This is a genomic window from Bradyrhizobium sp. LTSP849 (assembly GCF_000938255.1).
GTDB lineage: Bacteria > Pseudomonadota > Alphaproteobacteria > Rhizobiales > Xanthobacteraceae > Bradyrhizobium.
Genome location: NZ_JYMR01000025.1, coordinates 21,601 through 44,376, shown reverse-complemented (window position 1 = coordinate 44,376; position 22,776 = coordinate 21,601). Strand labels below are relative to the sequence as shown.

General features: G+C 63.4%; 23 protein-coding genes. 8 read left to right on the top strand and 15 right to left on the bottom strand.

Annotation, left to right across the window (positions count from 1 at the left end; all coding sequences use genetic code 11):
• Positions 1 to 40: 40 nt before the first annotated feature.
• The 4 genes from tnpC to UB31_RS18510 all read right to left on the bottom strand — a co-directional run bounded on the left by tnpC (position 41) and on the right by UB31_RS18510 (position 2,920).
• The gene (gene tnpC / locus UB31_RS18525; RefSeq protein WP_044999807.1) at positions 41 to 1,669 is read right to left on the bottom strand and encodes an IS66 family transposase; all 1,629 of its coding nucleotides are present in this window, start codon (positions 1,667 to 1,669) and stop codon (positions 41 to 43) included.
• Positions 1,670 to 1,739: 70 nt separating this feature from the next.
• Entirely contained in the window at positions 1,740 to 2,087 is a 348-nt protein-coding gene (gene tnpB / locus UB31_RS18520) for an IS66 family insertion sequence element accessory protein TnpB (RefSeq protein ID WP_044999806.1), read from the bottom strand.
• Positions 2,084 to 2,479: an IS66-like element accessory protein TnpA gene (tnpA, locus tag UB31_RS18515; protein WP_044999804.1), complete on the bottom strand. Its 396-nt coding sequence runs from the start codon at positions 2,477 to 2,479 to the stop codon at positions 2,084 to 2,086. The genes tnpB and tnpA overlap by 4 nt, the downstream gene beginning before the upstream one ends.
• A gap of 24 nt (positions 2,480 to 2,503) precedes the next feature.
• On the bottom strand, positions 2,504 to 2,920 hold the full coding sequence (locus UB31_RS18510; protein ID WP_197090832.1) for a cyclic nucleotide-binding domain-containing protein: 417 nt from the start codon (positions 2,918 to 2,920) through the stop codon (positions 2,504 to 2,506).
• A 441-nt stretch (positions 2,921 to 3,361) separates the two neighbouring features.
• Here UB31_RS18510 and UB31_RS41500 point away from each other — a divergent pair, with 441 nt between their 5' ends.
• The 3 genes from UB31_RS41500 to UB31_RS18495 all read left to right on the top strand — a co-directional run bounded on the left by UB31_RS41500 (position 3,362) and on the right by UB31_RS18495 (position 4,525).
• Positions 3,362 to 3,571 carry a hypothetical protein gene (locus UB31_RS41500; RefSeq protein WP_045011930.1) on the top strand — a complete coding sequence of 70 codons (210 nt, stop codon included), beginning with the start codon at positions 3,362 to 3,364 and terminating at the stop codon, positions 3,569 to 3,571.
• An 86-nt stretch (positions 3,572 to 3,657) separates the two neighbouring features.
• On the top strand, positions 3,658 to 3,888 hold the full coding sequence (locus UB31_RS18500; RefSeq protein WP_045011929.1) for a DUF6894 family protein: 231 nt from the start codon (positions 3,658 to 3,660) through the stop codon (positions 3,886 to 3,888).
• Positions 3,889 to 4,342: 454 nt separating this feature from the next.
• Positions 4,343 to 4,525 (top strand): hypothetical protein, encoded by a 183-nt coding sequence (locus UB31_RS18495; protein ID WP_156175414.1) that lies wholly within the window; start codon positions 4,343 to 4,345, stop codon positions 4,523 to 4,525.
• 165 nt (positions 4,526 to 4,690) lie between these two features.
• Here UB31_RS18495 and UB31_RS18490 read toward each other — a convergent pair whose 3' ends face one another.
• From UB31_RS18490 to UB31_RS18480, 3 genes are read right to left on the bottom strand one after another with little or no spacing between them, the layout of a single operon-like run.
• Positions 4,691 to 5,308 (bottom strand): hypothetical protein, encoded by a 618-nt coding sequence (locus tag UB31_RS18490; RefSeq protein ID WP_045000200.1) that lies wholly within the window; start codon positions 5,306 to 5,308, stop codon positions 4,691 to 4,693.
• 23 nt (positions 5,309 to 5,331) lie between these two features.
• On the bottom strand, positions 5,332 to 5,856 hold the full coding sequence (locus UB31_RS18485; RefSeq protein ID WP_045000198.1) for a (2Fe-2S)-binding protein: 525 nt from the start codon (positions 5,854 to 5,856) through the stop codon (positions 5,332 to 5,334).
• Positions 5,853 to 8,624, bottom strand: coding sequence for a xanthine dehydrogenase family protein molybdopterin-binding subunit (locus tag UB31_RS18480; RefSeq protein ID WP_045011927.1), 2,772 nt, complete (start codon positions 8,622 to 8,624; stop codon positions 5,853 to 5,855). Before UB31_RS18480 ends, UB31_RS18485 begins: the two co-directional genes overlap by 4 nt.
• 233 nt (positions 8,625 to 8,857) lie before the next feature.
• Between UB31_RS18480 and UB31_RS18475 the strand changes: the two genes are divergently transcribed.
• The 3 genes from UB31_RS18475 to UB31_RS18465 all read left to right on the top strand — a co-directional run bounded on the left by UB31_RS18475 (position 8,858) and on the right by UB31_RS18465 (position 13,110).
• A complete protein-coding gene (locus tag UB31_RS18475; RefSeq protein ID WP_045011926.1) occupies positions 8,858 to 10,459 on the top strand; it encodes a multicopper oxidase family protein in 1,602 nt (533 codons plus the stop codon).
• A gap of 122 nt (positions 10,460 to 10,581) precedes the next feature.
• On the top strand, positions 10,582 to 12,204 hold the full coding sequence (locus UB31_RS18470) for an ABC-F family ATP-binding cassette domain-containing protein (RefSeq protein ID WP_045000193.1): 1,623 nt from the start codon (positions 10,582 to 10,584) through the stop codon (positions 12,202 to 12,204).
• 129 nt (positions 12,205 to 12,333) lie between these two features.
• Positions 12,334 to 13,110, top strand: coding sequence for a class I SAM-dependent methyltransferase (locus UB31_RS18465; protein ID WP_045011936.1), 777 nt, complete (start codon positions 12,334 to 12,336; stop codon positions 13,108 to 13,110).
• Positions 13,111 to 13,126: 16 nt separating this feature from the next.
• On the opposite strand, the gene UB31_RS18460 is transcribed toward UB31_RS18465, so the two are convergent.
• Positions 13,127 to 14,110, bottom strand: coding sequence for a glycerophosphodiester phosphodiesterase family protein (locus tag UB31_RS18460; RefSeq protein ID WP_045011935.1), 984 nt, complete (start codon positions 14,108 to 14,110; stop codon positions 13,127 to 13,129).
• A gap of 147 nt (positions 14,111 to 14,257) precedes the next feature.
• Here UB31_RS18460 and UB31_RS18455 point away from each other — a divergent pair, with 147 nt between their 5' ends.
• A complete protein-coding gene (locus UB31_RS18455) occupies positions 14,258 to 15,133 on the top strand; it encodes an MBL fold metallo-hydrolase (RefSeq protein ID WP_045011925.1) in 876 nt (291 codons plus the stop codon).
• Between the two features lie 4 nt (positions 15,134 to 15,137).
• On the opposite strand, the gene UB31_RS18450 is transcribed toward UB31_RS18455, so the two are convergent.
• From UB31_RS18450 to UB31_RS18435, 4 genes are all read right to left on the bottom strand, one after another.
• Positions 15,138 to 16,229: a type II asparaginase gene (locus UB31_RS18450; RefSeq protein ID WP_045011924.1), complete on the bottom strand. Its 1,092-nt coding sequence runs from the start codon at positions 16,227 to 16,229 to the stop codon at positions 15,138 to 15,140.
• Between the two features lie 253 nt (positions 16,230 to 16,482).
• A complete protein-coding gene (locus UB31_RS18445; RefSeq protein ID WP_045000191.1) occupies positions 16,483 to 16,731 on the bottom strand; it encodes a hypothetical protein in 249 nt (82 codons plus the stop codon).
• Between the two features lie 95 nt (positions 16,732 to 16,826).
• Complete coding sequence (locus tag UB31_RS18440) at positions 16,827 to 17,732, bottom strand: dienelactone hydrolase family protein (protein ID WP_245306015.1); 906 nt, start codon at positions 17,730 to 17,732, stop codon at positions 16,827 to 16,829.
• Complete coding sequence (locus tag UB31_RS18435) at positions 17,729 to 18,691, bottom strand: alpha/beta hydrolase (RefSeq protein WP_045011923.1); 963 nt, start codon at positions 18,689 to 18,691, stop codon at positions 17,729 to 17,731. Before UB31_RS18435 ends, UB31_RS18440 begins: the two co-directional genes overlap by 4 nt.
• 113 nt (positions 18,692 to 18,804) lie before the next feature.
• On the opposite strand from UB31_RS18435, the gene UB31_RS18430 reads away from it, so the two are divergent.
• Positions 18,805 to 19,482, top strand: a complete 678-nt coding sequence (locus tag UB31_RS18430) for a nitroreductase (RefSeq protein ID WP_045011933.1) — start codon at positions 18,805 to 18,807, stop codon at positions 19,480 to 19,482.
• 409 nt (positions 19,483 to 19,891) lie between these two features.
• Here the strand turns inward: UB31_RS18430 and UB31_RS18425 are convergent, their stop codons facing one another.
• From UB31_RS18425 to UB31_RS18415, 3 genes are read right to left on the bottom strand one after another with little or no spacing between them, the layout of a single operon-like run.
• Positions 19,892 to 21,013: an HD-GYP domain-containing protein gene (locus UB31_RS18425; protein ID WP_045011922.1), complete on the bottom strand. Its 1,122-nt coding sequence runs from the start codon at positions 21,011 to 21,013 to the stop codon at positions 19,892 to 19,894.
• A gap of 50 nt (positions 21,014 to 21,063) precedes the next feature.
• Complete coding sequence (locus tag UB31_RS18420; protein WP_045000186.1) at positions 21,064 to 21,390, bottom strand: PilZ domain-containing protein; 327 nt, start codon at positions 21,388 to 21,390, stop codon at positions 21,064 to 21,066.
• Positions 21,387 to 22,514, bottom strand: a complete 1,128-nt coding sequence (locus UB31_RS18415; RefSeq protein WP_045000184.1) for a DUF2336 domain-containing protein — start codon at positions 22,512 to 22,514, stop codon at positions 21,387 to 21,389. Before UB31_RS18415 ends, UB31_RS18420 begins: the two co-directional genes overlap by 4 nt.
• Positions 22,515 to 22,776: the final 262 nt, after the last annotated feature.

Genomic DNA, 22,776 nt, shown 5'->3' with positions numbered 1-22,776 from the left:
GTAAGCATCCGGCGAAGACCGCGCGCGGGTCATTTTCGGCTCAGGCGGCTTGATCAACGTTCCGGATGGCAGAGCGCCAATTCCATGGCAGCAGTTCGTCGAGCCTTTGGACGGGATGCTCGGCGATGCGCGCCAGAACGTCGGCGAGCCAGGCTTGCGGATCGACGTCGTTCATCTTGGCGGTGACGATCAGGCTGTACATCACCGCCGCCCGCTCGCCGCCGCGATCCGAGCCGCAGAACAACCACGACTTCCGACCTAAAGCGATGCCGCGCACGCCACGCTCCGCCGCATTGTTGGACAGGCAGATGCGGCCGTCATCGAGGAAGCGGGTAAATGCGCTCCAGCGCTTGAGCATGTAGTCCATGGCCTTGGCGACATCGTTGCTGCGCGAGAGCTTGGCGCGTTGTGTGCGCATCCAGGCTTCCAGATCGGCCACGAGCGGCGCGCTGAGTTCCCGGCGAACTGCCTGGCGCCTTTCGGCGCTCTGACCGTTGATGGTCCGCTCGATCTCGAACAGGGCGTCGATCCGGCGGACTGTTTCCAGCGCCAGCGGCGAGATCACTGCCGGCCTCTTGCCCTGAGCCTTGCGACGCGCATTCTCGGCCAGATCAGCCATCACGAAGAACGGCCGCCGGGCATGGACCCAGCACGCGGCTTCCAGGATCGGACCTGCGTTGCGGCCCGGTTCGTAAAGCCTGCCATAGCCGCCATAGGCATCGGCCTGGAAGATTCCGCTGTAGTTGGCCAAGTGAGCCTGGGGATGCTCGCCGGCCCGATCGCGCGAGTAATAGAACACCGCGCCCGGCGGGGCCTGCCCTCCAAAAGGCTTGTCGTCGCGCACATAGACCCAGATCCGGCCGGTGTCGGTCTTGCCTTTGGCCAGGACCGGAACCGTGGTGTCGTCCCCGTGCAATCGCTCGGCGCTCAGTACGTAGGCCTCGAGGCGCTTGAACAAAGGTGCCAGCGCCGCGGTGCAGCCGCCGACCTGGTCGGCCAGGGTCGACAGACTGATCGGCACGCCCTCCTTGGCATAGCGCTCCGCTTGCCGGTTCAGCGGCTGATGTTGACCAAACTTCTCGAACAGCACCATCGCCAGCAGGCTTGGCCCCGCCCAGCCGCGGGCAAGCACATGGAACGGCGCCGGAGCCTGGCTGATCTTCTCGCAATCACGGCAAGTAAACTTCTCGCGGACGTGCTGGATCACTTTCCAGGATTTCGGGATCACCTCCAGCGTCTCGGTGATGTCCTCGCCGAGCTTGGACAGCCGCGCGCCGCCACAGCAGGCGCACGCCACAGGTCCCGGCACGATCACCCGCTCGCGAGGTAGATGCTCCGGGAACGGCTGGCGTGACGGCCGCTTGCGCGTGAACGACGCCACCTTCGTGGTTTTGGCCGCGGCCATTTCGGCGGCGAGTTCGTCCTCCGTCGCCGAACTCTCCAGCTCCTCCAGCGTCAGTTCAAGCTGATCCAATAGCCGCGCGGTACGCTCCGAGCGCGGACCATGGCGGTCGCGGTTGAGTTTCTCGATCTGCAGCTTCAGATGGGCGATCAACGCCTGGTCGTCGGACTGCCGGGCACGGGCGGCCGCAGCCTCCGCCCGAGCAACGATCAATGCCGCTTGCAGCGTTTCGATGTCGTCTGGCAGCGATTCAAGGCCGTCACCCATGGCCCCGATGGAATCACAAAAGAGGCGATTTGAGGCGTCTTTTCTTCCGCACCTCAGAACTTTTTTGAGCCTATCCTGCGCTCTGTGGCCGCCACGTGTGCTGCGGATTGCGCCAGTCGATCGCCTCCAGCAGATAACTCATCTGCGCCGCGCTCAGCCCCACCACACCGCCCACCGTCGCCGGCCAGACAAAACGGCCACGGTCCAACCGCTTCGCGTAGAGCGACAATCCAATTCCATCGTGCCACAAGGCCTTGATCAGCGAACCGCCGCGTCCGCGGAACACGAAGACATCTCCGGCGAACGGATCGCGACCAAGGCTTTCCTGCACCAATAATGACAAACCCTGCATGCCCTTGCGCATGTCAGTGTAGCCGGTCGCAATCCAGATGCGTGCGCTCGAAGAGACTGGGATCATCGACGCTCCAGAACCTGCAGCACCCGCGCCAGGGCGGCCGCATCGACGCCCGCATCGACAATCACCCGACGATCCCGGCCAACGACGATCACCATCTGCCCGCTCGTCGCTGTGGCAGCAACCGCCGGCTCGACCTCAGCGGCAAGGACGACCCGCGCAAAGCCGGATTGCTCGCTTTGAGGGCTGATCGGCTCGGGACCGAACGAGCGCCGCCATGTCATCAGCAACGAACGTGATATGCCATGGCGTCTTGCTGTCGACGATATCGCGCGCGGCGCTTGAAAGCTTTCGGTCACGATCCGCAGCTTTTCGTCATCCGACCAGCGTCGCCGGCGACCAGTCTCGACCACCTCAAGCCGTTCAAGCTGAGTACTGCGCTTATGGCTGTCCATAAGGACTGTTACGCACCAATTGGACTAATCCAACAAGGCGGCCCTCGCCGGAGGGAGACGTGTCTGTTCATGGCGCATGATCTTCGAAATCAGGGTCTCTGATTGCAGGGCAGCGCCCTTAAATGCAGCCGGATCGCAAACCATCGCATCGCCGCCCAACTGGATGATGGCTCTGCTCATCGCGACTCTTCCGTCCAACGCCGACGCGATGCCAATGGCGCCATCCCGGCCCACCATTGCGCCCTCGGTGGTTTCGCCAGTCGCAAGCGTCACGACGAGAGACACCACCGCGCTTAGCGGGAAGTAAACGGAATTGATCGTGTCGCCAGCTTCGTACAGTACTGTTTTTTGCTTTAGGTGCGTGGCTTTGAGGTGAGGACGCAGAGCGGCCGCGTCGCTTGCGGACAGGGACGCGAGTATCGCGTTGGCGTGAATCATCATCTTTGCGCTCCCGGTTGAGGCGGGAGTGCAAGAACTCTCAGTCGCCGACGCCCAGATTAGTGGCCGGCAATGACGCACACTAACACGGGAGCAAAATCGGTTCTGCCCGATAGGCGACTCAATCGGACCTTTATCGCGATTTGCGGCGACAGGTCTCGTGCGGTGGCGCCCAAAACAACCGGAAATCCTGATTCTTGAGTCAGGTAGCGAACAGACGAGATTTTCCGAACGGACTTAGAAACGCATGGGGCGCGTGTAAGAGGACTTCCCCATGACCCAGGTGCGGAGACATATCAAACACGTATTGACCTTTGAAGAGCGGCTAGCTGAGGAGGCCAAGAGGTTTACGGAGGCGGCTGAGAAAGAGGCCCCTGGTAGCACGGCCCGCGAACTTCTTCTGCGCAGGGCGCGACAGGCCGAGACGGCTTCGCGCTTGACCACATGGCTTTCCTCGCCCGGATTGCGGTCATCGAAATGATTGGGTATCGGGCCTACGTCATGGGTCCTGACGGACATATTCGGCAACGCATCGACCTTTTATGCCAAGATGACGAGGCTGCTAAAGAACAGGCCGAAAAGCTGGTGGTCGGCCATGATATCGAACTTTGGCAACTCGATCGTAGGGTTGCGATATTCCAGCACGAAGGGTAAGCCGTTTCGGCTCGCTACCCTATCCCGAGCCTCGCGCCAAAAGGGTAAGGCTTGGAACAGAGCCGCGTCTTGAGCATTTCCAAGGCATGCCGCGCTATTTTTTCAATGTTCACAACTTGGGACCAGATACTGACGTCCAAGGCGAGGATCTGCCTGACGATGAAGCGGCGTGGCGCGAGGCCACGGTCTACGCCGGGGAGCTTTTCAAAGACGTCGATGGGAAGCTCCGTCCCGGGCAAGAATGGACCCTTGAGGTCACCGACGAGGCTGGAAACTCTATTTTCAACATCCACATCAGCACGAAGAACAAGAAGTAAGACCGCCTCTTCTGGTCTCGGTGTCCGAGTTTGAAAAAATCAAGCTAACCTGATCTAGCTTGTGTCGGGTAGCGAGCAGACGGGTTTTGGCTAGGGCGATTACCTTGAGAGCTTCCCGCCCGAGCCATTCTGCCGATGTCAAAGCCCGATCCCGAGTTGTTACCGATCCAGCGGCCGCCCTGCCCGAAGTGCCAGACGCGGATGGTTTTGACGGATTCATCACCCGGCCCCGAGGGATCTGATCGCCACCGATTCGAGTGCCGGAAGTGCGACCATTCCGAAACCCAAATGGTCGCAAGCGACCCTCTCAAGTCCGATGCAGTAGGCTGGCTACACGGCGAGCTAGGCCGTGACGATGCTGTGACTCACGAGGTCCAGGAAGGGCGACTAATCCCCAAGGACTCTGAGTGACGCTATGCGGGGACGCCCCAAACGAACCAAGTCGCAGCCGGTTGTGATCGAGATTGCAAGCCCGACTGCCCTGCAAAGAGACGGTCTGATTGTGCTTGATTTGGAGGATCAAGAGGCGGCTGTGAAAATGGCGCACAAGATTGCCGGAGCGACCGGCCGGGCGGTAACGGTCCGTGACCATGACATGGTTGAGATTGAGACGATCCCGGCGCCTAAGACGCAGTAAGTTTGCGACATATTTTTTGGCAGTTTGCTTGACGCCCAAAACAAGCCAACCGCGATTTGCGTGCATGTCCGATGTTGGCCCTTAGCCGACTCTTTAAGGTGGCTGACCATGTCTGCTCCCATGTGTAGAGCGGCTATTCATCCGAATCGAATTTGTGAGCACCCGCTAAGGAGCCGGACACGCCGCTCCGGTCTTCACCCAGGCCTCGACCAGTGCGCCGGCCTGCTCTTGCGTGCCCGGCACGGGCGAGCGGCCGAAGCCGGGCTTCCAGGCCCAGCCGACCAGGGTGTCCTTGCCGATATGGTCGATCAGGTCTTCCACCTTGCGTCCGCCATTGCGCGCGGGATCCCTGATCTGCTCGCAGATCTCGCCGACGGTCTTGCCCTCCCAGGCCATCTCGCGTGGCGCCAGATGCCAGTCGGGATGGCCGGGCATGCGGCCGGGCTCGAAATTGGCCTGCTGGTGGCAGCTGTTGCAGCGCATCGCCTCCAGGCCGTGGCCGTCGGCGCCGCGCGTGACCGGCGGCTGATGGAGGCGGGCATTGTCGCCCTGGTGTGGCCTGTCGCCGGCCGGATGGCAATTGGTGCAGCGCGGATGCGTCAGGACTCTTCCGAGCTCGGTGAAGATCGCCGCCGAGCGCTTCTCGGTGTCGCTGATCGCGGCAAAGCTCTCTGGCGAAGCCAGCGCGTGGCTCGCCGTCTCCGAGGCCGCGTAGGCCGCGCACAGGCTGCTCGCGAGCGCCGCGATCACGGCAATCGTCTTGAATCGTGCGTCGGAGATCATGGCTCGTGTGCCCCCAGGCACGCTCACTTGGTGGCGATGAGGTAGCGGTTTGAATCGGCGAGGATCACGTCACGCACCGCCTCGTGATATTTGATGTAACCGGTGCAGCGGCAGAGATGGCCATCGAGCGCATCCGCGATGGTCTGCTCCAGCGCCTCGCGCGCGACCGGCGCATGCGACAGTCGTTCCAGAAGCACCTGTCCCTCGTTGAGAAAGCCGGCGGTGCAGTAGCCGCACTGGAAGGCGAAGTGGTCGACGAAGGCTTTTTGCAGGGCCGAGAGTTCGCCGTCCTTGGCGTGCCCCTCGACGGTGCGGATCGACTTGCCGTCAAAATTCACGGCCGGGGCGACGCAGGTCGGGCTGGTGGTGCTGGTGCCATCGGGCGCGTCGACGATGATGGCGCAGCTCAGGCATTGCGCGGCGCCGCAGCCGAACTTGGTGCCGGTCATGCCGAGCATCTCGCGCAGAAAATCGTTCATCGAGAGGTCGTCGCGGACGTCCATCGGACCGTGCTTCTGGCCGTTGATGGTGAGGCTGAGGGTCGTCACGCGAGCACTCCCTTCAATAGGCTTGCGGTGACCGGCAGCGCGCGGAAGCGATGGCCGGTGGCGTCATGGATGGCGTTGATGAGCGCCGGCACGATTGGGATCATCACGACTTCGGCCATGCCCTTCGGTGCTTCGTCTGGTACTAGCGGCTTCAGCATCTCGATCTCGAGATCGCGGAGCGGCAGGTCGGAGCCGCGTGCGACCAGATAGCGCCCGAGATTCCATTCGCCGTTGCCGGGACCGCCCTCGAACGGCGGCAGCGTCTCCAGCAGCGCATAGCCGACGCCCATGGCGAAGCCGCCCTGGGATTGGCCCATCACCACCTCAGGCACCAGCGCGGTGCCACATTCGAACACGCTGTAGGCCTTGGCGATGCGCAAGCTCCCGGTCGCGCGCTCGATCTCGACGCGGACGACCGTGCCGCACATCGAGGTGTAGGCGGTGCCGATGCGGTTGTTGTCGGTCGGCGGAAACTTGACGCTGACACGGTTGATCCGTTCGAACTTGCCGTTGCCCCTGCGGATCGCCAGCGCGTCGATGTCGGCGCGGTATTGCTCGCCGAACAGCGGAAAGCGTGCCCGCGACCACGCCCAGCGGGAGAAGCTGTGCGCGACCGCACCGGTGACGAAGCCACGCGCATGGGCGGTTGCCGCAAGCACGGGGAGTGCCAGCGGCTCCAGGCCCGGCATCGTGAGCTGGCCGTTCTGCCAGCTTGCGATCGCCGATTGCTTGGCGCGGGGATCGGTCTTCGGGATGCGCCACAGCTCAAGCGCCGCGGGCCATAGGCCGAAGCGGAAAATGACGCGGGCGGCTTCCCCGGCGGAATGGGTGCCGACATGCGCGCCGATCGAGGAGCTCGTCGGCGAGCTGATCGCGGGCACCCAGCGCGGATTTTTCTCCGCGGCATCCTGGGTCTTCTGGTCCATGGTGGAGGGATCGCCGGACGTGACCAGTCCGAGCACGTCATAGCTGTCGACGCGGGCGACCGAGACCTCGTCGGCGATGACGCCGAGATGGCTTGCGACACGGTTGGCCAAGGCCGTGCCGATGCCGTTGCCCATCTCGACATGATCGCAATAGATTACGATCCTGCCGTCGGGGGCAAGCTCCACGCGTCCGAGCGAGCCGTCCGCGCCGGAGCCATAGTCTTTCGTCACGCAGGCGACCCCGGTGCCGACCAGCCGGTCCGACGATGTCTGCTTGAACTGGGCCCGCTGCTGCCAGATCGGATGCTGCTCGAGCTTGTCGAGGATTTCGGGTGTGCGCACCGAGACGATGTAGGGATTGCCGGTCATGGTCCGGCCGTTCTGGGGCAGCGCATTGCGCCGCCGGAACTCGATCGGATCGCGCTTGAGCTCGGACGCCGCCTCGTCGATCAGGACCTCCAGCGCCGTCATGGCTTGCAGGATGCCGTAGCCGCGCATCGAGCCCGCGCTCACGCCGCGCGAGTGCACCGCGACGGTCCTGACGTCGACCTTTGGAATGTCGTAGATGCCGATCGCGCCCGTGCCCGCGACGACGGCGACGCTGGCCGAGAAATGGGCGAGCCCGCCGCCGTCGAGCACGTGATCGGCGGCGAACGCCTTGATCTTGCCGGTCGCGCGATCGATGCCGATGCGCGAGCGCATCTTGATCGCGTGGCGCTTGATGCCGGCCTGAAACTGCTGGTAGCGGTCATGTGCCAGCCGCACGGGCTTACCGGGAAAGCAGACCGCCGCAAGCGCAACATAGAGAATGAAAGGCGTGTGATCGCGTCCGCCAAAGCCGCCGCCGACATGGGCGAACTGCGCGTTGATGTGCGCCGGCTTGTACGGCGCGCGGGCCTTGCCAAACAGATGCGCGATCGACTCCGCCGCCTCGTAGGGCGATTGTACGCCAAGCAGCAGTTCGAGGTTGCCGCCCTTGCCGTTGTACCAGCCGAGGCCGCATTCCGGCTCCAGGAACATCGGGTCGACCGATTGCGTCTCGAACTCGCGGTCGAGCACCAGCATGGAGGCGTCATCCGCTGCTAGCTCGGCGCGAATCTGCTCGCCATATTTCGCCGCCTTGGCGTAATCTGCCGGCATTTCCTTGGCGAGCGGCGACCACACCGGCAGCGCCGCGCTCTGTACTTTCTTCGGCGAGACCCAGCCGGCCTGGAGCGGCGAATAGACATCCGGCTTGTCAGGCGAGGGGCCTGCCACGCGGGTGAAGCGAAAGGCCCCGTAATCGGGGACGACGACAGGCCCGGTCTCCTCGCCGAATTGGACAAAAGTGCCGTCGCGCAGCGCGAGACGCGCCTGGTCGAAGGCGTCGAACTTTTCGAAGATCAAAAGCGCGACCGGCTGGCCGAGATAGAGCGGCGTCTTGCCGATCGGACAAAACAGGTCGCCCGCATAGAATTCCGGCACCTGCGTCCCGATCCGGTCGAGATCGGCGGCAGTCACCACCACCGACGGCTTGAGCGCGCCGCCGAGGCGGGCGAGGTCCATGCCGGTGTAGACATGCGTGGCGTCATTGGCGCGCACCAGGATCGCGTGCGAGGTGGTCTGCGGCCAGCCCGGCAGGTCATTGGCGCGGAAGTCGGAGGCGTAGAGCTTTGCGCCGGTGACCTTGGCGACGCCGTCGACACGGCCGGCGCCCTTTGTTGCGGGATTGAAGTTGCCGCGTCCCGGCAGCGTCTCGTGGGCTGCGAAGGGAGCTCCCGCCGCCGAAGCCAGATGCGACAGGCTGACCGAGATGCCTCCCGCCGATAACCACTTCACGAACTCACGTCGCGAAGGCCTCATGCTCAGATCCTTGTACAGGGTTTCGACGACATCATGATGCTCGCGGCATCGATGCCCGGAGAGTACGCGCCAATGCTAGCTCGAATCCGTCATGATTCGTCATACGACGATAGAAAGGGTCGGGGCGTTTACAACCGGTGAATGTCGTGCGCTTCCCGGATGGAATCGTCGTTCGCGCTTGCTTTAGAATCGAATCGAACTGAAGACGGATCGGCAACGGGGGCGAAACTCAAATGCAGCACGATCCGAACGACGTCTCTCCAGTCACGGCGGATATGACAAAGCTCTCGCGGCGCCAATTGCTCGATTACGGTCTCAAGGTGGGTGCGTTGTCGCTGGTCGCAGGGGCCGCGAAGGCCCAGCAGGCCATGCACGACCATGCGGGCGCATCGCACGCCGCGGACATGTCACCGACGATGGGGATGATTCCGGAAACCCCGGTCCCGGCGATGGATCAGCCGCTGCTCGAGCCCGAGGTGCGGCGGTCCGTCAACGGCGTGCTCAGCACCACCTTGCGCGTCGGCTATGCCTATCGCCAGATCGGCGGCGTCAGGCTCTGCGTCAGATCCTATGAAGGTGGCAGCCCCGGACCGACCTTGCGCATGAAGCCCGGCGAAACCCTGCGCATCAAGATGATCAACGACCTGCCGCCGAACCGCGATGGATTGCCGGCCGACATCAGCCATCCGCACCAGTTCAACAACACCAATTTCCATTTCCACGGCGCGCATACCAGTCCGAGCGGGATTTCCGACAACGTCATGCGCTCGATGGCTCCGGGCCGCAGCTACAACATCGAAATCGCCCTGCCGGCCGATCACACCAAGGGCACCTACTGGTATCACCCGCACCACCACGGCAGCGCCGATATCCAGATGTCCTCCGGCATGGTCGGCGCCGTCGTCATCGAGGGCGATTTCGCCGACGTTCCCGAGATCGCCACTGCCCGCGAGCGCCTCATGGTGCTGACCCAGGTGGTCTACGACGCGAGCGGCATGGTCGAGAATTTCGAGACGCTGTTTCCGGAGACTGCGACGCGCTTCCTCGCGATCAACGGGCAGCGGCGGCCGGCGATCGAGATGCGGCCCGGCGAGGTTCAGCGCTGGCGTATCCTCAATGCCGCCTATCAGGACGACATGCTGCTCGATCTCGAGAAGCACGATCTGCAGGCGATCGCCTATGACGGTATCCAGCTCGGCGCCATGCAGTCGCTCAAGCAGGTCCTGATCGCGCCGGGCCAGCGCGCCGATATTCTGGTGAAAGCAGGCAGCCCCGGCACCTACGCCTTCAACGCGGCGCCTTACGATCAGGGCCACCCTTCGCCGGTGGGGCCGCTGGCGCGCGTCGTGGTCTCAGGCGCGCCGATGGACATGAAGCTGCCGCGCGCCCTGCCGCCGGCGCCGCTCGCGGCCATCAAGGACACGGAGATCACCAACCGCCGCAAGGTGGTGCTGTCGGCAACCGCGCCGGAAGCCGACGCGGCCGGCCATTGGCAGGAATTCGAGTTCTTCGTCGACGGCAAGAAGTTCGACCCGGGACGGATCGATCAGCGGGTCAAGCTCGGGGCGGTCGAGGAGTGGACCATCGTCAACACCCATGAGCATGACGACCACGTCTTCCACATCCACACCAACCCGTTCCAGGTGGTCTCGGTCAACGGCAAGGCGCTGGCGGTGCCGGAATGGCGGGATTCCGTGATCGTGGAGCGCAAGGGCGGCGTGGTCGTGTTCCGCTCCCGTTTTCTCGATTTCACCGGCGTCTACATGCTCCACTGCCATATGATGAACCATGAGGAGATGGGCATGATGCAGACCGTGGAGGTCTACAAGCCCTAAGCTTCTGGGGGAATTGCGGGAATTTGACGAACGGCCGGGGCTGATCCGGGTCTGGCCGGGCTTCCCTTGGCGGCCGGCATGGCCTATTACGCCGCAGCGCAATAATTCCCCAAAAAGACCTCATGATCCGCCTCGACAACGTCAGCAAGCAAGCCGGCCACCAGATCCTGTTCATCGAAGCCTCCGCCGCCCTCAACAAGGGCGAGAAGATCGGCCTCGTTGGCCCGAATGGCGCTGGAAAAACCACACTGTTCCGGATGATCGCCGGTGAGGAACTGCCCGACGAAGGGCAGGTCTCGACCGACCGCGGCATCACCATCGGCTATTTCAACCAGGATGTCGGCGAGATGTCCGGCCGCAGCGCCGTGGCTGAGGTCATGGACGGGGCAGGGCCGGTGAGTGTGGTCGCGGCCGAGCTGCACGAGCTTGAGACCGCGATGGCCGACCCCGATAAGGCCGATCAGATGGACGAGATCATCGCCCGCTATGGCGAGGTGCAGCACGCCTTTGAGGAGCTCGACGGCTATGCGCTGGACGGCCGGGCGCGCGAGGCACTCTCAGGCCTCGGCTTCAGCCAGGAGATGATGGACGGCGACGTCGGAAAACTCTCCGGCGGCTGGAAGATGCGTGTGGCACTGGCGCGTATTCTTTTGATGCGTCCCGACGTCATGCTGCTGGACGAGCCGAGCAACCATCTCGATCTGGAAAGCCTGATCTGGCTCGAGAAGTTTTTGCACGATTACGAAGGCACGCTGTTGATGACGTCGCATGACCGCGAGTTCATCAACCGCGTGATCTCGAAAGTGGTCGAGATCGATTCCGGCTCGCTCACCACCTACGCCGGCAATTACGAGTTCTACGAGCAGCAGCGTGCGCTGAACGAGAAGCAGCAGCAGGCGCAGTTCGAGCGCCAGCAGGCCATGCTCGCCAAGGAGATCAAGTTCATCGAGCGCTTCAAGGCGCGCGCCTCGCATGCAGCTCAAGTGCAGAGCCGCGTGAAGAAGCTCGACAAGATCGAGCGGGTCGAGCCGCCGCGCCGTCGCCAGACCATTGCGTTCGACTTCCTGCCGGCGCCGCGCTCGGGCGAGGATGTCGTGGCCTTGAAGAATGTCCACAAGGGCTATGGCAGCAAGCGCATCTATGACGGGCTCGATTTCATGATCCGCCGCCGCGAGCGCTGGTGCGTGATGGGCGTCAACGGCGCCGGCAAATCGACGCTGCTCAAGCTCATTGCCGGTGCGAGCGAGCCGGATCAGGGCACCGTGGCGGTCGGCGGCAGCGTCAAGATGGGCTATTTCGCCCAGCACGCGATGGACCTGCTCGACGGCGAGCAGACGGTGTTTGAGTCGCTCGAATACGCGTTTCCGACCGCGGGGCAGGGTTCCCTGCGCGCACTCGCAGGCTGCTTCGGCTTCTCCGGCGACGACGTCGAGAAGCGCTGCCGGGTGCTGTCGGGCGGCGAGAGGGCGCGGCTGGTGATGGCCAAGATGCTGTTCGATCCGCCAAACTTTCTGGTGCTGGACGAGCCGACCAACCATCTCGATCTCGCCACCAAGGAAATGCTGATCACGGCGCTGTCGGATTTCGAGGGCACTATGCTGTTCGTCTCGCATGACCGGCATTTTTTGGCGACGCTGTCGAACCGCGTGCTGGAGCTGACGCCGGACGGCATCCACCAGTTTGGCGGCGGCTACACCGAATACGTCGCCCGCACGGGGCAGGAAGCGCCGGGATTGCGGTCGTAATCGGGATCGCCCTGATCGGTTGCCGACATTGCAAGTGACCGATCCATAACCGTGAACGGTCGCGACCGCGCAACCCTCGCACAATCCTCGCAGGCGAGGATCGCCTCGGGCGAGGTTGCGGGACGGGGCATGATCACCAAACTGAGACCGGTTTCCACGGCACCTCTGCCGTGCAAGATCTGTGGCGCGGAGGCCGCGCTGTTCGGCGTGGTCGATTTCGCCAAACACTGCAATGAAAAGCGCAGCAGGCGGCTGCCACTGTCGGGGACGCCGGTCTATTACCGCCGCTGCCAGCTCTGCGGGTTCCTGTTCACCGATGCATTTGACGATTGGAGCGAGACGAACTTCAAGGCCGACATTTATAACGACGGCTATATCGAGTTCGATCCCGACTACAGGGAGGCTCGACCCGCGAGCTGCGCAAAACTGGTGCAGGATTTATTCGGAGCGAGGAAGGCCGAGTTGCGCGTGCTCGACTATGGCGGCGGCGACGGCCTGCTGAGCGCAAATTTGCGCGGCTCAGGCTTCCTGGAGGCGCAGACCTTCGATCCCTTCGTGGCCGATTTCGCGCGGCCGCCGCAGGAAAAATTCGATCTCGTCACCTGCTTCGAGACGCTGGAGCACATGCCCGATCCGATGGCCGGTATCGCCGCCATCGCGTCAAGCACGGAGGAGGCCGGGCTCGTGCTGTTCTCCACGCTGGTGCAGCCGCCCGATTTCGAGATGCACGGCCTCAATTGGTGGTATGTCGGCCCGCGTAACGGCCATGTCTCGATCTTCAGCCGTGCAGCGCTTGTCCGCGCCTGGCAGCACCACGGTTATCAGACCGCGTCCTTCAACGACAATATGCACATGGCCTTCCGCACGCTGCCCGAATTCGCCCGGCATCTGCTGAAGCAGGCCTGACGGGCGTCCGACGGCGTTAGTCCTTTGTCTTGCCAGTGATTTCGGCGATCGTCTCGATCTCGTTGGTCCAGATGCCGCCGGAATAGCCTTGCGGCAGCCGGCCAAACAACTCCGGCGTATCGATGCCGGTCGAGAACTCACCTCCGCTGTAAGGACCGAGTACGAAAACGGCGCTGTTGGCGTCGTCCATGCGATTCAGGAATCGGTCAGGCCAGCCCCATAGCCAGGGGGCAACATTGATCGGAACCAGCACCATCGCGTTCCGGCAGGCCGCCGGCACCAGGCCGCTCCAGCCATAGCCGATATAGCGGGTCAGGCAGCTGCGGATTGCGCCGCGCGAAATGGTGCGGACGTCCGGAGTGAGGCGACGGATCATTTCGATCGGTTCATCACCACCATAGACCATGATCATCCGCCGTCGCTCGGCCGGCAGCGCGTTCAGCACGGCCGCGAGCTTATCGCCCTCGTTCGCGTCGCGGCTCTTCACATTGATGAGAAGCCGCCGGTCGGGGAAGGCGGCAAACACATCGGAGAGCGTCGGCATCATTCCGATGCCCTTGCCACGAAACGGGAAGGTCTTGCCGCCGTCGGCGGTGTAGCCATAGCCGATGTCGAGCATTTTCAGCTTCGCCATGGGCTGCTCGCGCGTGACACCGTGACCGTCGGTGCGGCAGTCGAGCGTCCAGTCGTGGAATACGGCGAACTCGCCGTCGGTCGTCGGATGCACGTCGAGCTCGACCAAATTGGCGCCGGCCTCGAAGCTTGCTCGCATCGAACGTATGGTGTTCTCGAGGTAGTCGTGCGTCGGCGGCAACATGCGCGCGGCAGTGCAGGTATCGTTCTTCAACTCGCGCTCATCGAAGCGTTGCGCCTTGCCGCGATGGGCGAGCAACACCGGTTTGCCGTCGCGATGCGTCGCCAGCAGGTTTGTGTTGTTGATGTAGACGCCCGCCGCAGCGGCGATCATGGCCGCCGTCGCAAATCCGCGTTTCCTGCCCACCGATTCTTCCCCAATTCCGCGATCATCGTCGGTGGCGTTTGGGGTCGATTTGCGGCGATCCTCACGCATGGGCGCTGCATGGGCGTTGCACGGCTTGAACGACGCTGTGCCGCCCGCTACGCTCTCCCAAAAAGGGAGCGAATAACCATGAAGCAGCTCAGGATCGGCGACATCACCATCGACGCGGTGATCGAGCGGGAAGGACCGTGGCGGCGGCCGCAGGATTTTTTCCCGGCCTATGACGAGGGCGTGTTCAAGCACCATCTGCCGACCATGGAGCCCGAGGTGTTCGATACCGCGCGCGGCATGATGGTCATCACCTACCAGACATTCGTCGTCCGCACGCCGCGCTACACCATCCTGGTCGACACCTGCACCGGCGAGGACAAGGGGCATCCGCCGCCGTTCGACTTTCCCGGCAAGGAGCGCTGGCGCAACGAGCTGTTCGCGCTCGGCATCGGCTTCGAGCAGATCGACTACGTGTTCTGCACCCATCTGCACATCGACCATACCGGCTGGAACACGACACTGCGCGACGGCCGCTGGGTGCCGACGTTCCCGAACGCCAAATACGTCTTTCACAAGGGCGAATACGCGGCCTGGGAGACGGAAAACGCCAAAGGCAACGATCCGCCCGGCACCGTCTTCCGCGACAATTGCCTGCCGATCGTTGAGGCCGGGCAGGCGCTGCTGGTGGATGACGATTACGCGCTCGACGACACCGTGACGCTGACGCCGACGCCGGGGCATTCGCCCTGTCATTGCTGCGTGAACATCTTCTCGAAAGGCCAGCGCGCGGTCGTCGCCGGCGACCTCATGCATCACCAGATCCAGTGCCGCGAGCCGGAATGGTCGTCCAAGCCGGATTGGGATGCGAAGCAGTCGGCGGTGTCGCGGCGGAAGTTTTTTGCTTCCGTCGCCGACACCGACACGCTGATCCTGCCGATCCATTTTCCGGCGCCGACGGTCGGACTGATCAAACCGCTCGGCGCCGCCTTTGATTACCGCTTCAAGCGGGAGTAGGGCGCTAGTAAGTGTAGAACATCCGCTGGATTTCCTTGGTGTCGGTCGTCTTGGTCAGCGCCAGCATCAGCAGAATGCGCGCCTTCTGAGGGTTAAGCGTATCCGAGACGACGAAGTCGTGTTCGTCGTCCTTGGCTTCCCCGTTGCGCGCGACGATGCCGTTGCCGACACGGCTGCTGCGAACGATCACGACACCCTTCTTGCGGGCCTCGTCGAGAGCCGGCTCGACCGCGGGCCGGGCCAGGCTGCCGTCGCCCGTGCCGGCATGCACGATCCCCTTGGCTCCGGCGGCGACAAAAGCGTCGATCGCGACCCGGTTCATGTTGGCGTAGCCGTAGACGATGTCGACTTGCGGCAGGACATCGAGGTTAGAGACGTCAAATTCGGAGTCCGCCGTGTGCCGCCGCGTCGATTGACGATAGAAGTATGGTTTGTTGCCCTGCATGTAGCCGAGGAAGCCGAGCTCCGGCGTGCGGAAGGTGTCTGCCGACGAGGTGTTGTTCTTGGTCACATCGCGAGCCGCGTTGATCTGATCGTTGAGAGCAACGAGCACGCCCTTGCCGACGGCCTCGTCACTGCCTGCGAGGATCACCGCATTAAAGAGATTGATGGGCCCATCCGCGCTGATCGCTGTCGACGGCCGCATCGCGCCGACGACGACTACAGGTTTCTTGCTCTTGACGACGAGGTCCAGAAAATAGCTGGTTTCCTCGATCGTATCGGTCCCGTGCGTGATCACGATCCCATCGACGTCGTCCTGCGTGAGGAGCGTGTTGACGCGCTTTGCGAGCTTGAGCCAGTAGTCATTGTTCATGTTCTCGCTGGCGATCTGGAAAACCTGCTCACCCTTGACGTTAGCCACCGTTTTCAGTTCGGGGACGGCGTTCAGGAGGGTCTCGATGCCCACCGTGGCTGCGGTGTAACCGACCACGGTGGTGCTGCTCGCCCCGCTGCCGGCGATCGTGCCACCGGTTGCGAGAACCATGACGTTGGGCAGACCGACGCCCCTCGCGTTCGCGGCTTCAAGACTGATGAACAGCGCGAACAGCAAGCTCACTGTCGCCATGATCTGACTACGCACTCGAAGTTGCAACATCTTGACGTCCCTCTCCTAGAAAGCCTCGTCGATCCGCCCCAATTCGCTCAGCACGCCATGATCCGTCAGCCGAGGCTTTCTGTCTAGGGTTGTGATGTCATCGAATGATTTGGATTGGGCGCTCGGCAAGCGCGGGGAGTTAGCTGATGTTCTTTGCGACACGGAAACACAAACGCAGATGGCCGGGACAAGCCCGGCCATGACGGAGTCCGTTTGCGGATTGCTCGCTAAAGAAGCAGTGAACGCGCAGCGATTACGCGCCCATCTCGCACTTCTTCAGAAAGCTGTTCTTGGCGGCGCCAGCGAGCGGCTTGCCGTCCGCGCTGACAGCCTTGGGCGTGCAGGCGTCTTCCTTGCACTTCTTCAGGAAAGAGGTCTTGGCAGCACCCGCCAAGGCCTTGCCGTCCTTGCCGACCGCCTTGCTCTCGCAGGTGTCGTCCGCGAGGGCCGAGCCTGCTGCAAAGGTGGCAACGATCGCTGCCAGGAAAATCCGCTTCATCATGGTTGTCTCCCTAAACCAAAAAAGATGGCGCACGAATTGGAGCCCGGAATCATGGCGCAATCAAGCAGGATCGGTGGACGGCGTTCGCGTCCGCCTCAATTTTTCCAACGGTCGAGGATGGCAATGGCCTTGACGAGTGCGTCATCCATGGCGGCTTGATTCCCGGGCGCGGACTGCCGCCGCGACGAGGGCTCGTCGAAATCATGGGTGGCACCGGGGTAGACGGTGACATCGATGCTGCTACCGGCTTGCCGCGACCTATCGGCGACGTGCTGGCATATCACGGGCGACACCTCCTCATCGTCGGTCCCGAGGAACATGGCGATCGGCGCTGTGGTCGAGATGGTCGATGCGAGCAGCGCGGCCTGCCCGCAGCCCGGATAGAACACGAGGGCGCCGCGATAGCCCGTTGCCTGTCTGCGTTGCCGGATCATCACGTTCAGTGCGGTGCTGCCGCCATTGGACCAGCCCTGGAGATAGATCTGGCCGGGGATGGCGTCGCCGCGTCCGAGCAGATAAGCCAGCGCACCTTCGGCATCGAGCGGGCGCACGGTCATTTCGTTGACGTCGGCGCGATCGGGATCGTCATGGGTGAAGCGGCCGAACCCGTGCGCCTTGCAGCGCGGGCCGAAACTGTCCGGCAGCAGGGCCAGATAGCCATGCGCCGACCAGTACTCGCCCCACATCGCGTGGCGTTTGGACAGTGTGGCGGCATTGCAGGGGGAAGCCGTGTCGTGACCGACATAAGTGCAGTCGGCATTGTCGTTGCTCGAATACGGCCCGCCGCGACCGTGCAGCATGACGACGGCAGGCCAAGGCCCCGGCGTGGTCGGCTGGAACAGGTAGCCGACGAGCGGCGTGCGGCCGTCGACGCTGGGAAAGTAGACGGTCTGCGGCGCGGCCGAGGCGTTCTCGACCGATAGCAGTGCCGCGATCAGGCCGATGATGATGCCAATGAGATGGTTGGGCAATTCGATACCGCCGGGCCGCAACGCGATCAAATCCCCCGCGCGAGCAGTGCCTTGAAATCGGCGCGCGCGCGTTGGGCCTCGGCGCGGGCGACCTCGGAGGCCTCGCCGAGGCCGAAATAGCCGTGGATCAGGCCGGCGCCTTCATGATGCTTCACCCGGACGCCGGCGGTCTCCAGCGCCCGCGCATAGGCCGCGCCTTCGTCGCGCAGGGGATCGAACCAGGCGGTGGTCACGACCGCGGGCGCAAGGCCTGCGAGCGACGCGGCACGCAGTGGCGAGACCCGCCAGTCCGCGGCGTGGCCGGGATCGGCAAGATAATGACCGGCAAACCACTCCATCACCGCGCGCGACAGGAAGTATCCTTCCGCATTCTCCGTTCGTGACAGATAGTGCGCGTTCTCCCGCGCATCGGCATAGCTGCCGACAACGTCCGTCACCGGATAGACCAGCAGCTGCGCGGCGAGCTTGATGCCGGCATCACGGCAGGCGATCGCGGTCGCTGCGGCCAGATTGCCGCCGGCGCTGTCGCCGGCCACGCCGAGGCGCTTGGCATCGCCGCCAAATTCCGCGACGCGGTTGAAGATGTCGCTGCTCGCGGCGAAGGCATCCTCGAACGCGCCGGGAAAGCGCGTTTCCGGCGGGCGCCGATAGTCGACAGAGATCACGACCGCGCCGGTCTCGATCGCCAGATTGCGCGCCTGCCGGTCATGGGTATCGAGATCGCCCGCGACCCAGCCGCCGCCGTGGAAGAACACCACGGTCGGCGCGGGACGGGCGCCGATCCGGTAGACCCGCGCATCGCGCGGGCCCGCGCCGCCCTTGACCTTGATGTCCTGCACGAGATCGACGGGCGGCGGCGGCACGGCCGCACGCGCGGCAGCCAGTGCGCGCAAGGAATCGCGGGCGCTCTGTGGCGTCATCGTTGTGGGATCGCGCAGCGGCAGCAGCGGAATGATCTGGGCGATGACGGGATCGAGCGGCGCGGGCATGGTAGGTCCTCACGGGGTGTGGCGGGTCCTCTTGGTCTTGCTTACGGGGTAGCATAGATTTCGCGCGCCGCATCGGCAACTGCCGAACGGGTATGCGCCAGGGAGGTAAAGAGGTGGAATTCGAGACGCTGATCCAGTCGCGCCGCAGCGTGCGCGGTTTCAAGAACGAGCCGGTGCCGCGCGCGGTGATCGAGGCGATCATCGACAGTGCCAAGCGCGCGCCGTCGTCGATGAACACGCAGCCCTGGCATGTCCATGTGCTGACCGGCGAACCGCTGGAACAGGTCCGCCGTCGCAACATGGAGGAGATGGTCGCCGGCGCCAAGGCCAAGCGCGACATCATCAGTCACGGCGAGTACCAGGGCGTTCACCGCACGCGCCAGGTCGACGTCGCCAAAAAATTGTTCGGCGCGATGGGCATTGCGCGCGACGACAAGCCGATGCGGCAGGATTGGGTGCTGCGCGGTTTCCGCCAGTTCGATGCGCCGGTCTCGCTGGTGCTCAGCTATGACCGCGTGCTCGACCCCGGCGCGGTCTGCCATTTCGATCTCGGCGCGCTCTGCTACGGTATCGTGCTCGCGGCCTGGGACCGCGGTCTCGGCTCCGTGATCAACGGGCAGGGCATCATGCGTTCCGACATCGTGCGCGAGGTTGCGGAGATCCCCGAGGACGAGGTCATCATGACCTGCGTCGCGCTGGGTTATCCCGACGATAGCTTCGCCGCGAACGCCGTTCGCTCCGATCGCGAGCACAACGAGGAGTTCGTACGGTTCGTCGGTTTTGTCGACTGACGCGACGGGCTGACTGACGCGACGGGCCGACTGGCGCGGAGCGGGAGATGATTCCCTCACGAAATTTTTCGTGCGGACTCCCCGCGGCCCCTTGCAATCTCGATCGCGCGGGAGGAACAATATGCGGACTGAAAGGTTTGATGCTGGCGCGAGGGAATTGACATGCGGCGGCTCGCTAGCCTGGTTCGACGGTTGTTCGGTACGCGAATGCGGCGCCCGATTGATGATGATCCAAGTCTTCCCTTCACTCCTGAAGAGTTCAGCAGGCTGGTTCGCAGCGGCAGACGCGAGGACATGAAGCTGCTTGCGGAAGGGCTGGCCTGCCGGTCTATCCCGCACCGCGTCAAATACCGGGCCACGCACTAAGGTGGGCTCGTGACGTCGTTCTTGGCGGCGGGTTCGCGCGGGCTCACCGTGTGAGCGCGACCTCTTTGAACGAGGTCACAAGCGCCTTCTCCAGCTTTCCGCTCATTCCGCAGAGAATATTGTAGGCCTCGTTGCGCGGCATCGTCGGCTTGTAGTGCCGGTGCTCGATCAGCGCGGCGAAGATGTCCGAGATCGTGAGAATGCGCACGATGTCGTTGATGTTCTCACCGCACAGCGCGTCCGGATATCCGCTGCCGTCGAGATATTCGTGGTGATGCCGGACGGCATCGAGAATCTCCGGCGAAATTTTTTCGTGATCCTTCAAAAACTCGTAACCCGCCGTCGGATGGGTCTCGATCATGGCGCGCTCGTCGGCATCGAGGCGGCCGGGCTTGTCCAGGATTGCAAGCGGGATTTTGGCCTTGCCGATGTCGTGGAACATGGCGGCCGTGTACAGGCGCTCCAGATCGGTCTTGCCGACGCCGAGGCTCAGGCCAAAGTCGATCGCCACGCCGGTCACGAGCAGGCAGTGCTGGTAGGTTCCCTCGTGGTGACGCCGCACCGTCGTGAGCCATTCGGACAAGCCGTGCTCGGTGATGCGATCGGCGATCTGGCGGCCGGCCTCCTTGGTGCCGTCGACGTCGAGGGGCGCGCCGAGCGTCACCGCCGTGAACATCGACGCGATGGCGGTCGCCGCGGTTTCGACGGCGTTGTCCCGTTGTGGCGTGTTGCCTGACGAAGCCGATGACGGCTCGGCCGGGTCAGCCAGCGCCGCCAGCAGCTTGATCTTGTTGATCGTGCCGGGAAGCACGAACGTGGCGCCGAGGGCGTAGGCCTGCGAGATAGTTGTGTGCGAGGAGTGCTCGACGAGGAAGATACGCTTGGTGGCCTTCGCGAGCTTGGCGGCCCGCTTCTTGATGGCTGCAATGGTGCCGGTGTCACGCAGCTCCGCGCGGATGACGATGGCGAACGGCACTTGGGACAGCTTCGCTTCCGCGTCGAGGCGCTCGCCCGCGACGGTAAACTGCTGTTCGAGGATCGAGCAGACGCCGGCCAGTTTGTCGGAAGAATCGGCCAGCACATGCACGAACGGGCGTGCCGCGTCCGTCGCTCGGATGCCTTCGTCGCCTTTGACGGGGCGGGTTATGGTTCGCGCATTCTGCACGGTTGACCTGGACTACACTGGAGTTCAACGAACTTGACGAAGTCTTGAGTCTATTTGCTCTGGGTGGAGTTCTGTGCGGCGGCAGCGCTCGGCGGTTTCTTCCTGCCGTCTGCGGTGAGGAAGTGGACGCCGGCCGTGGTTCCATCGATCCAGACCAGCTCGCAGCGCCGATAGGCCAGACCCGTCGACGACAGCAGCAAGAAGAATTCCTTGGCCTGGAGCACGTCGAGTGTGCCTTCGACCTCGATCTTGGCGCCGCTCTGCGACACGTCGAGCAGGACGCAGCTGCGTCGCCAGGTGCCGTCCGAGCCCATCAGATTGACAGCCTGCTTGTGATCCATCCGCACGCGAAGCGCCTTGCGACCGTCGAATTTCATCGGCTAACCCCCATTTTTACGCCGCGATTTCCCGCATCGCTTGTGCTGGCGTTGGCTGCGATTTCCCCCCAGCGCACTGTCCATTGGCTGGTCGACAAAAGAAGTGTTTCGAAAATGTGTTGTGCGCGTTCGCGCTCGGCAAAAGAGAGGCGTGCGCCGCCGCGATTGCTCAGGATCGCGAGCGTAGTCTGCCAGTTCAGGCGCGAAGCCCGGCAGGCCATCACCAGGCCTTCGCAATCGTCATCGGTCATGACGTGCTCGACGATCTCGATCGGCGCCCCTGACAGCACCGACAAGGCGGTGAACAAATTGGCAATCTCGCCACGGATCGCGAAGCGGTTCACCGTGGAATCGTTGAGCTTGCCGACGCGGTTAAGCGCAACGATCTCCGGCCTTGCGCTCGCATAGTCAGCGGAGCAGGGCCGCTTTGGTGGAACCGGAGCGGGCTCCGGGTTCGATGCAGGGGGCGCGGCGGAGGCGTTGGGCTTGGCCGGAGTCTTGTTGGCTGGAATCTTGCCGGGTGACGCGGAGAGCAGTTTGCGAACGACGATATCGGGCGTGCCCGGCCGGAGCGCCAGCGCCTTCGTGACTGCGTCATCCGCCGCGCTCGTCTCAACGAGCAAAGCATAGGCGGCATCGGAGAACATGGCGCCGGGGTTCCCAATCAGCGCAAGGCAGACCGCCCGGCCGCCGCGTTTGACCAGCGCCTCAACCACAACTGCTTCGATTTGGTCCCGGGCCGCGATCGCGAGTTGATGGCGTTCGCCGCACGACCCGGCGACCGCCTCGAGGTCGGCCGTTGATAGCGCGTGCGATTTGAGCAGAAGCGGGCACGCGACGTCCTGATGTTCGTGCGAAGCCAGCTGGCGCAATGTATCTTGCGGTGCAACATCCATGTCGGCAAGCGCCCGGCTGAGCTGCACCAGCGCACTCGGCGCAACGCGTCCTGTCAGGCGCAGCAGCACGCCATCGAGCACGTTGACTAGCAGTTCCTGCGGCCGGTCGCGGCTGGTTGCGAGCAGACGAACAATGCCTGCGAGAATGCGGGCACAGCGCTCCGGCGGGCACGCCGCGACCGCTTCTTCCAACTCGACAAGAATATCGGCAGGCGAATTTGCCATCATGGCAGGAGCCTGAACTCTAAAAATAACGTCGACGAAATGAACGGGCCCTATTTCGCCTCAAAGTTGTTAATTTGGATTTTAGACTTTGATCGTCTCGGGTATCAGCACACCGGCTGCTTCAGGAGAAACGCTATCGAAATTTGGCAGGAGGGGACCCGCCGCCTAGTTCTTTGAGCTGAGGGCTCGCCAATTGGTTGAAAGCGCTTAGGATGTGTCTTTCGGTGTAGCGGGGCAACCGAAAGGGGGGATCAGACCGGTACTG

Bases quoted from the DNA above. Each gene is read 5' to 3' on its own strand.
- UB31_RS18480 (WP_045011927.1), bottom strand. From the start codon at position 8,624: ATGAGGCCTTCGCGACGTGAGTTCGTGAAGTGGTTATCGGCGGGAGGC.
- UB31_RS18445 (WP_045000191.1), bottom strand. From the start codon at position 16,731: ATGATGAAGCGGATTTTCCTGGCAGCGATCGTTGCCACCTTTGCAGCA.
- UB31_RS18470 (WP_045000193.1), top strand. From the start codon at position 10,582: ATGATCCGCCTCGACAACGTCAGCAAGCAAGCCGGCCACCAGATCCTG.
- UB31_RS41500 (WP_045011930.1), top strand. From the start codon at position 3,362: ATGGCTTTCCTCGCCCGGATTGCGGTCATCGAAATGATTGGGTATCGG.
- UB31_RS18435 (WP_045011923.1), bottom strand. From the start codon at position 18,691: ATGCCCGCGCCGCTCGATCCCGTCATCGCCCAGATCATTCCGCTGCTG.
- UB31_RS18510 (WP_197090832.1), bottom strand. From the start codon at position 2,920: ATGATGATTCACGCCAACGCGATACTCGCGTCCCTGTCCGCAAGCGAC.
- UB31_RS18500 (WP_045011929.1), top strand. From the start codon at position 3,658: ATGCCGCGCTATTTTTTCAATGTTCACAACTTGGGACCAGATACTGAC.
- tnpC (WP_044999807.1), bottom strand. From the start codon at position 1,669: ATGGGTGACGGCCTTGAATCGCTGCCAGACGACATCGAAACGCTGCAA.
- UB31_RS18455 (WP_045011925.1), top strand. From the start codon at position 14,258: ATGAAGCAGCTCAGGATCGGCGACATCACCATCGACGCGGTGATCGAG.
- UB31_RS18465 (WP_045011936.1), top strand. From the start codon at position 12,334: ATGATCACCAAACTGAGACCGGTTTCCACGGCACCTCTGCCGTGCAAG.
- UB31_RS18475 (WP_045011926.1), top strand. From the start codon at position 8,858: ATGCAGCACGATCCGAACGACGTCTCTCCAGTCACGGCGGATATGACA.
- UB31_RS18420 (WP_045000186.1), bottom strand. From the start codon at position 21,390: ATGAAATTCGACGGTCGCAAGGCGCTTCGCGTGCGGATGGATCACAAG.
- UB31_RS18450 (WP_045011924.1), bottom strand. From the start codon at position 16,229: ATGTTGCAACTTCGAGTGCGTAGTCAGATCATGGCGACAGTGAGCTTG.
- tnpA (WP_044999804.1), bottom strand. From the start codon at position 2,479: ATGGACAGCCATAAGCGCAGTACTCAGCTTGAACGGCTTGAGGTGGTC.
- UB31_RS18490 (WP_045000200.1), bottom strand. From the start codon at position 5,308: ATGATCTCCGACGCACGATTCAAGACGATTGCCGTGATCGCGGCGCTC.
- tnpB (WP_044999806.1), bottom strand. From the start codon at position 2,087: ATGATCCCAGTCTCTTCGAGCGCACGCATCTGGATTGCGACCGGCTAC.
- UB31_RS18415 (WP_045000184.1), bottom strand. From the start codon at position 22,514: ATGATGGCAAATTCGCCTGCCGATATTCTTGTCGAGTTGGAAGAAGCG.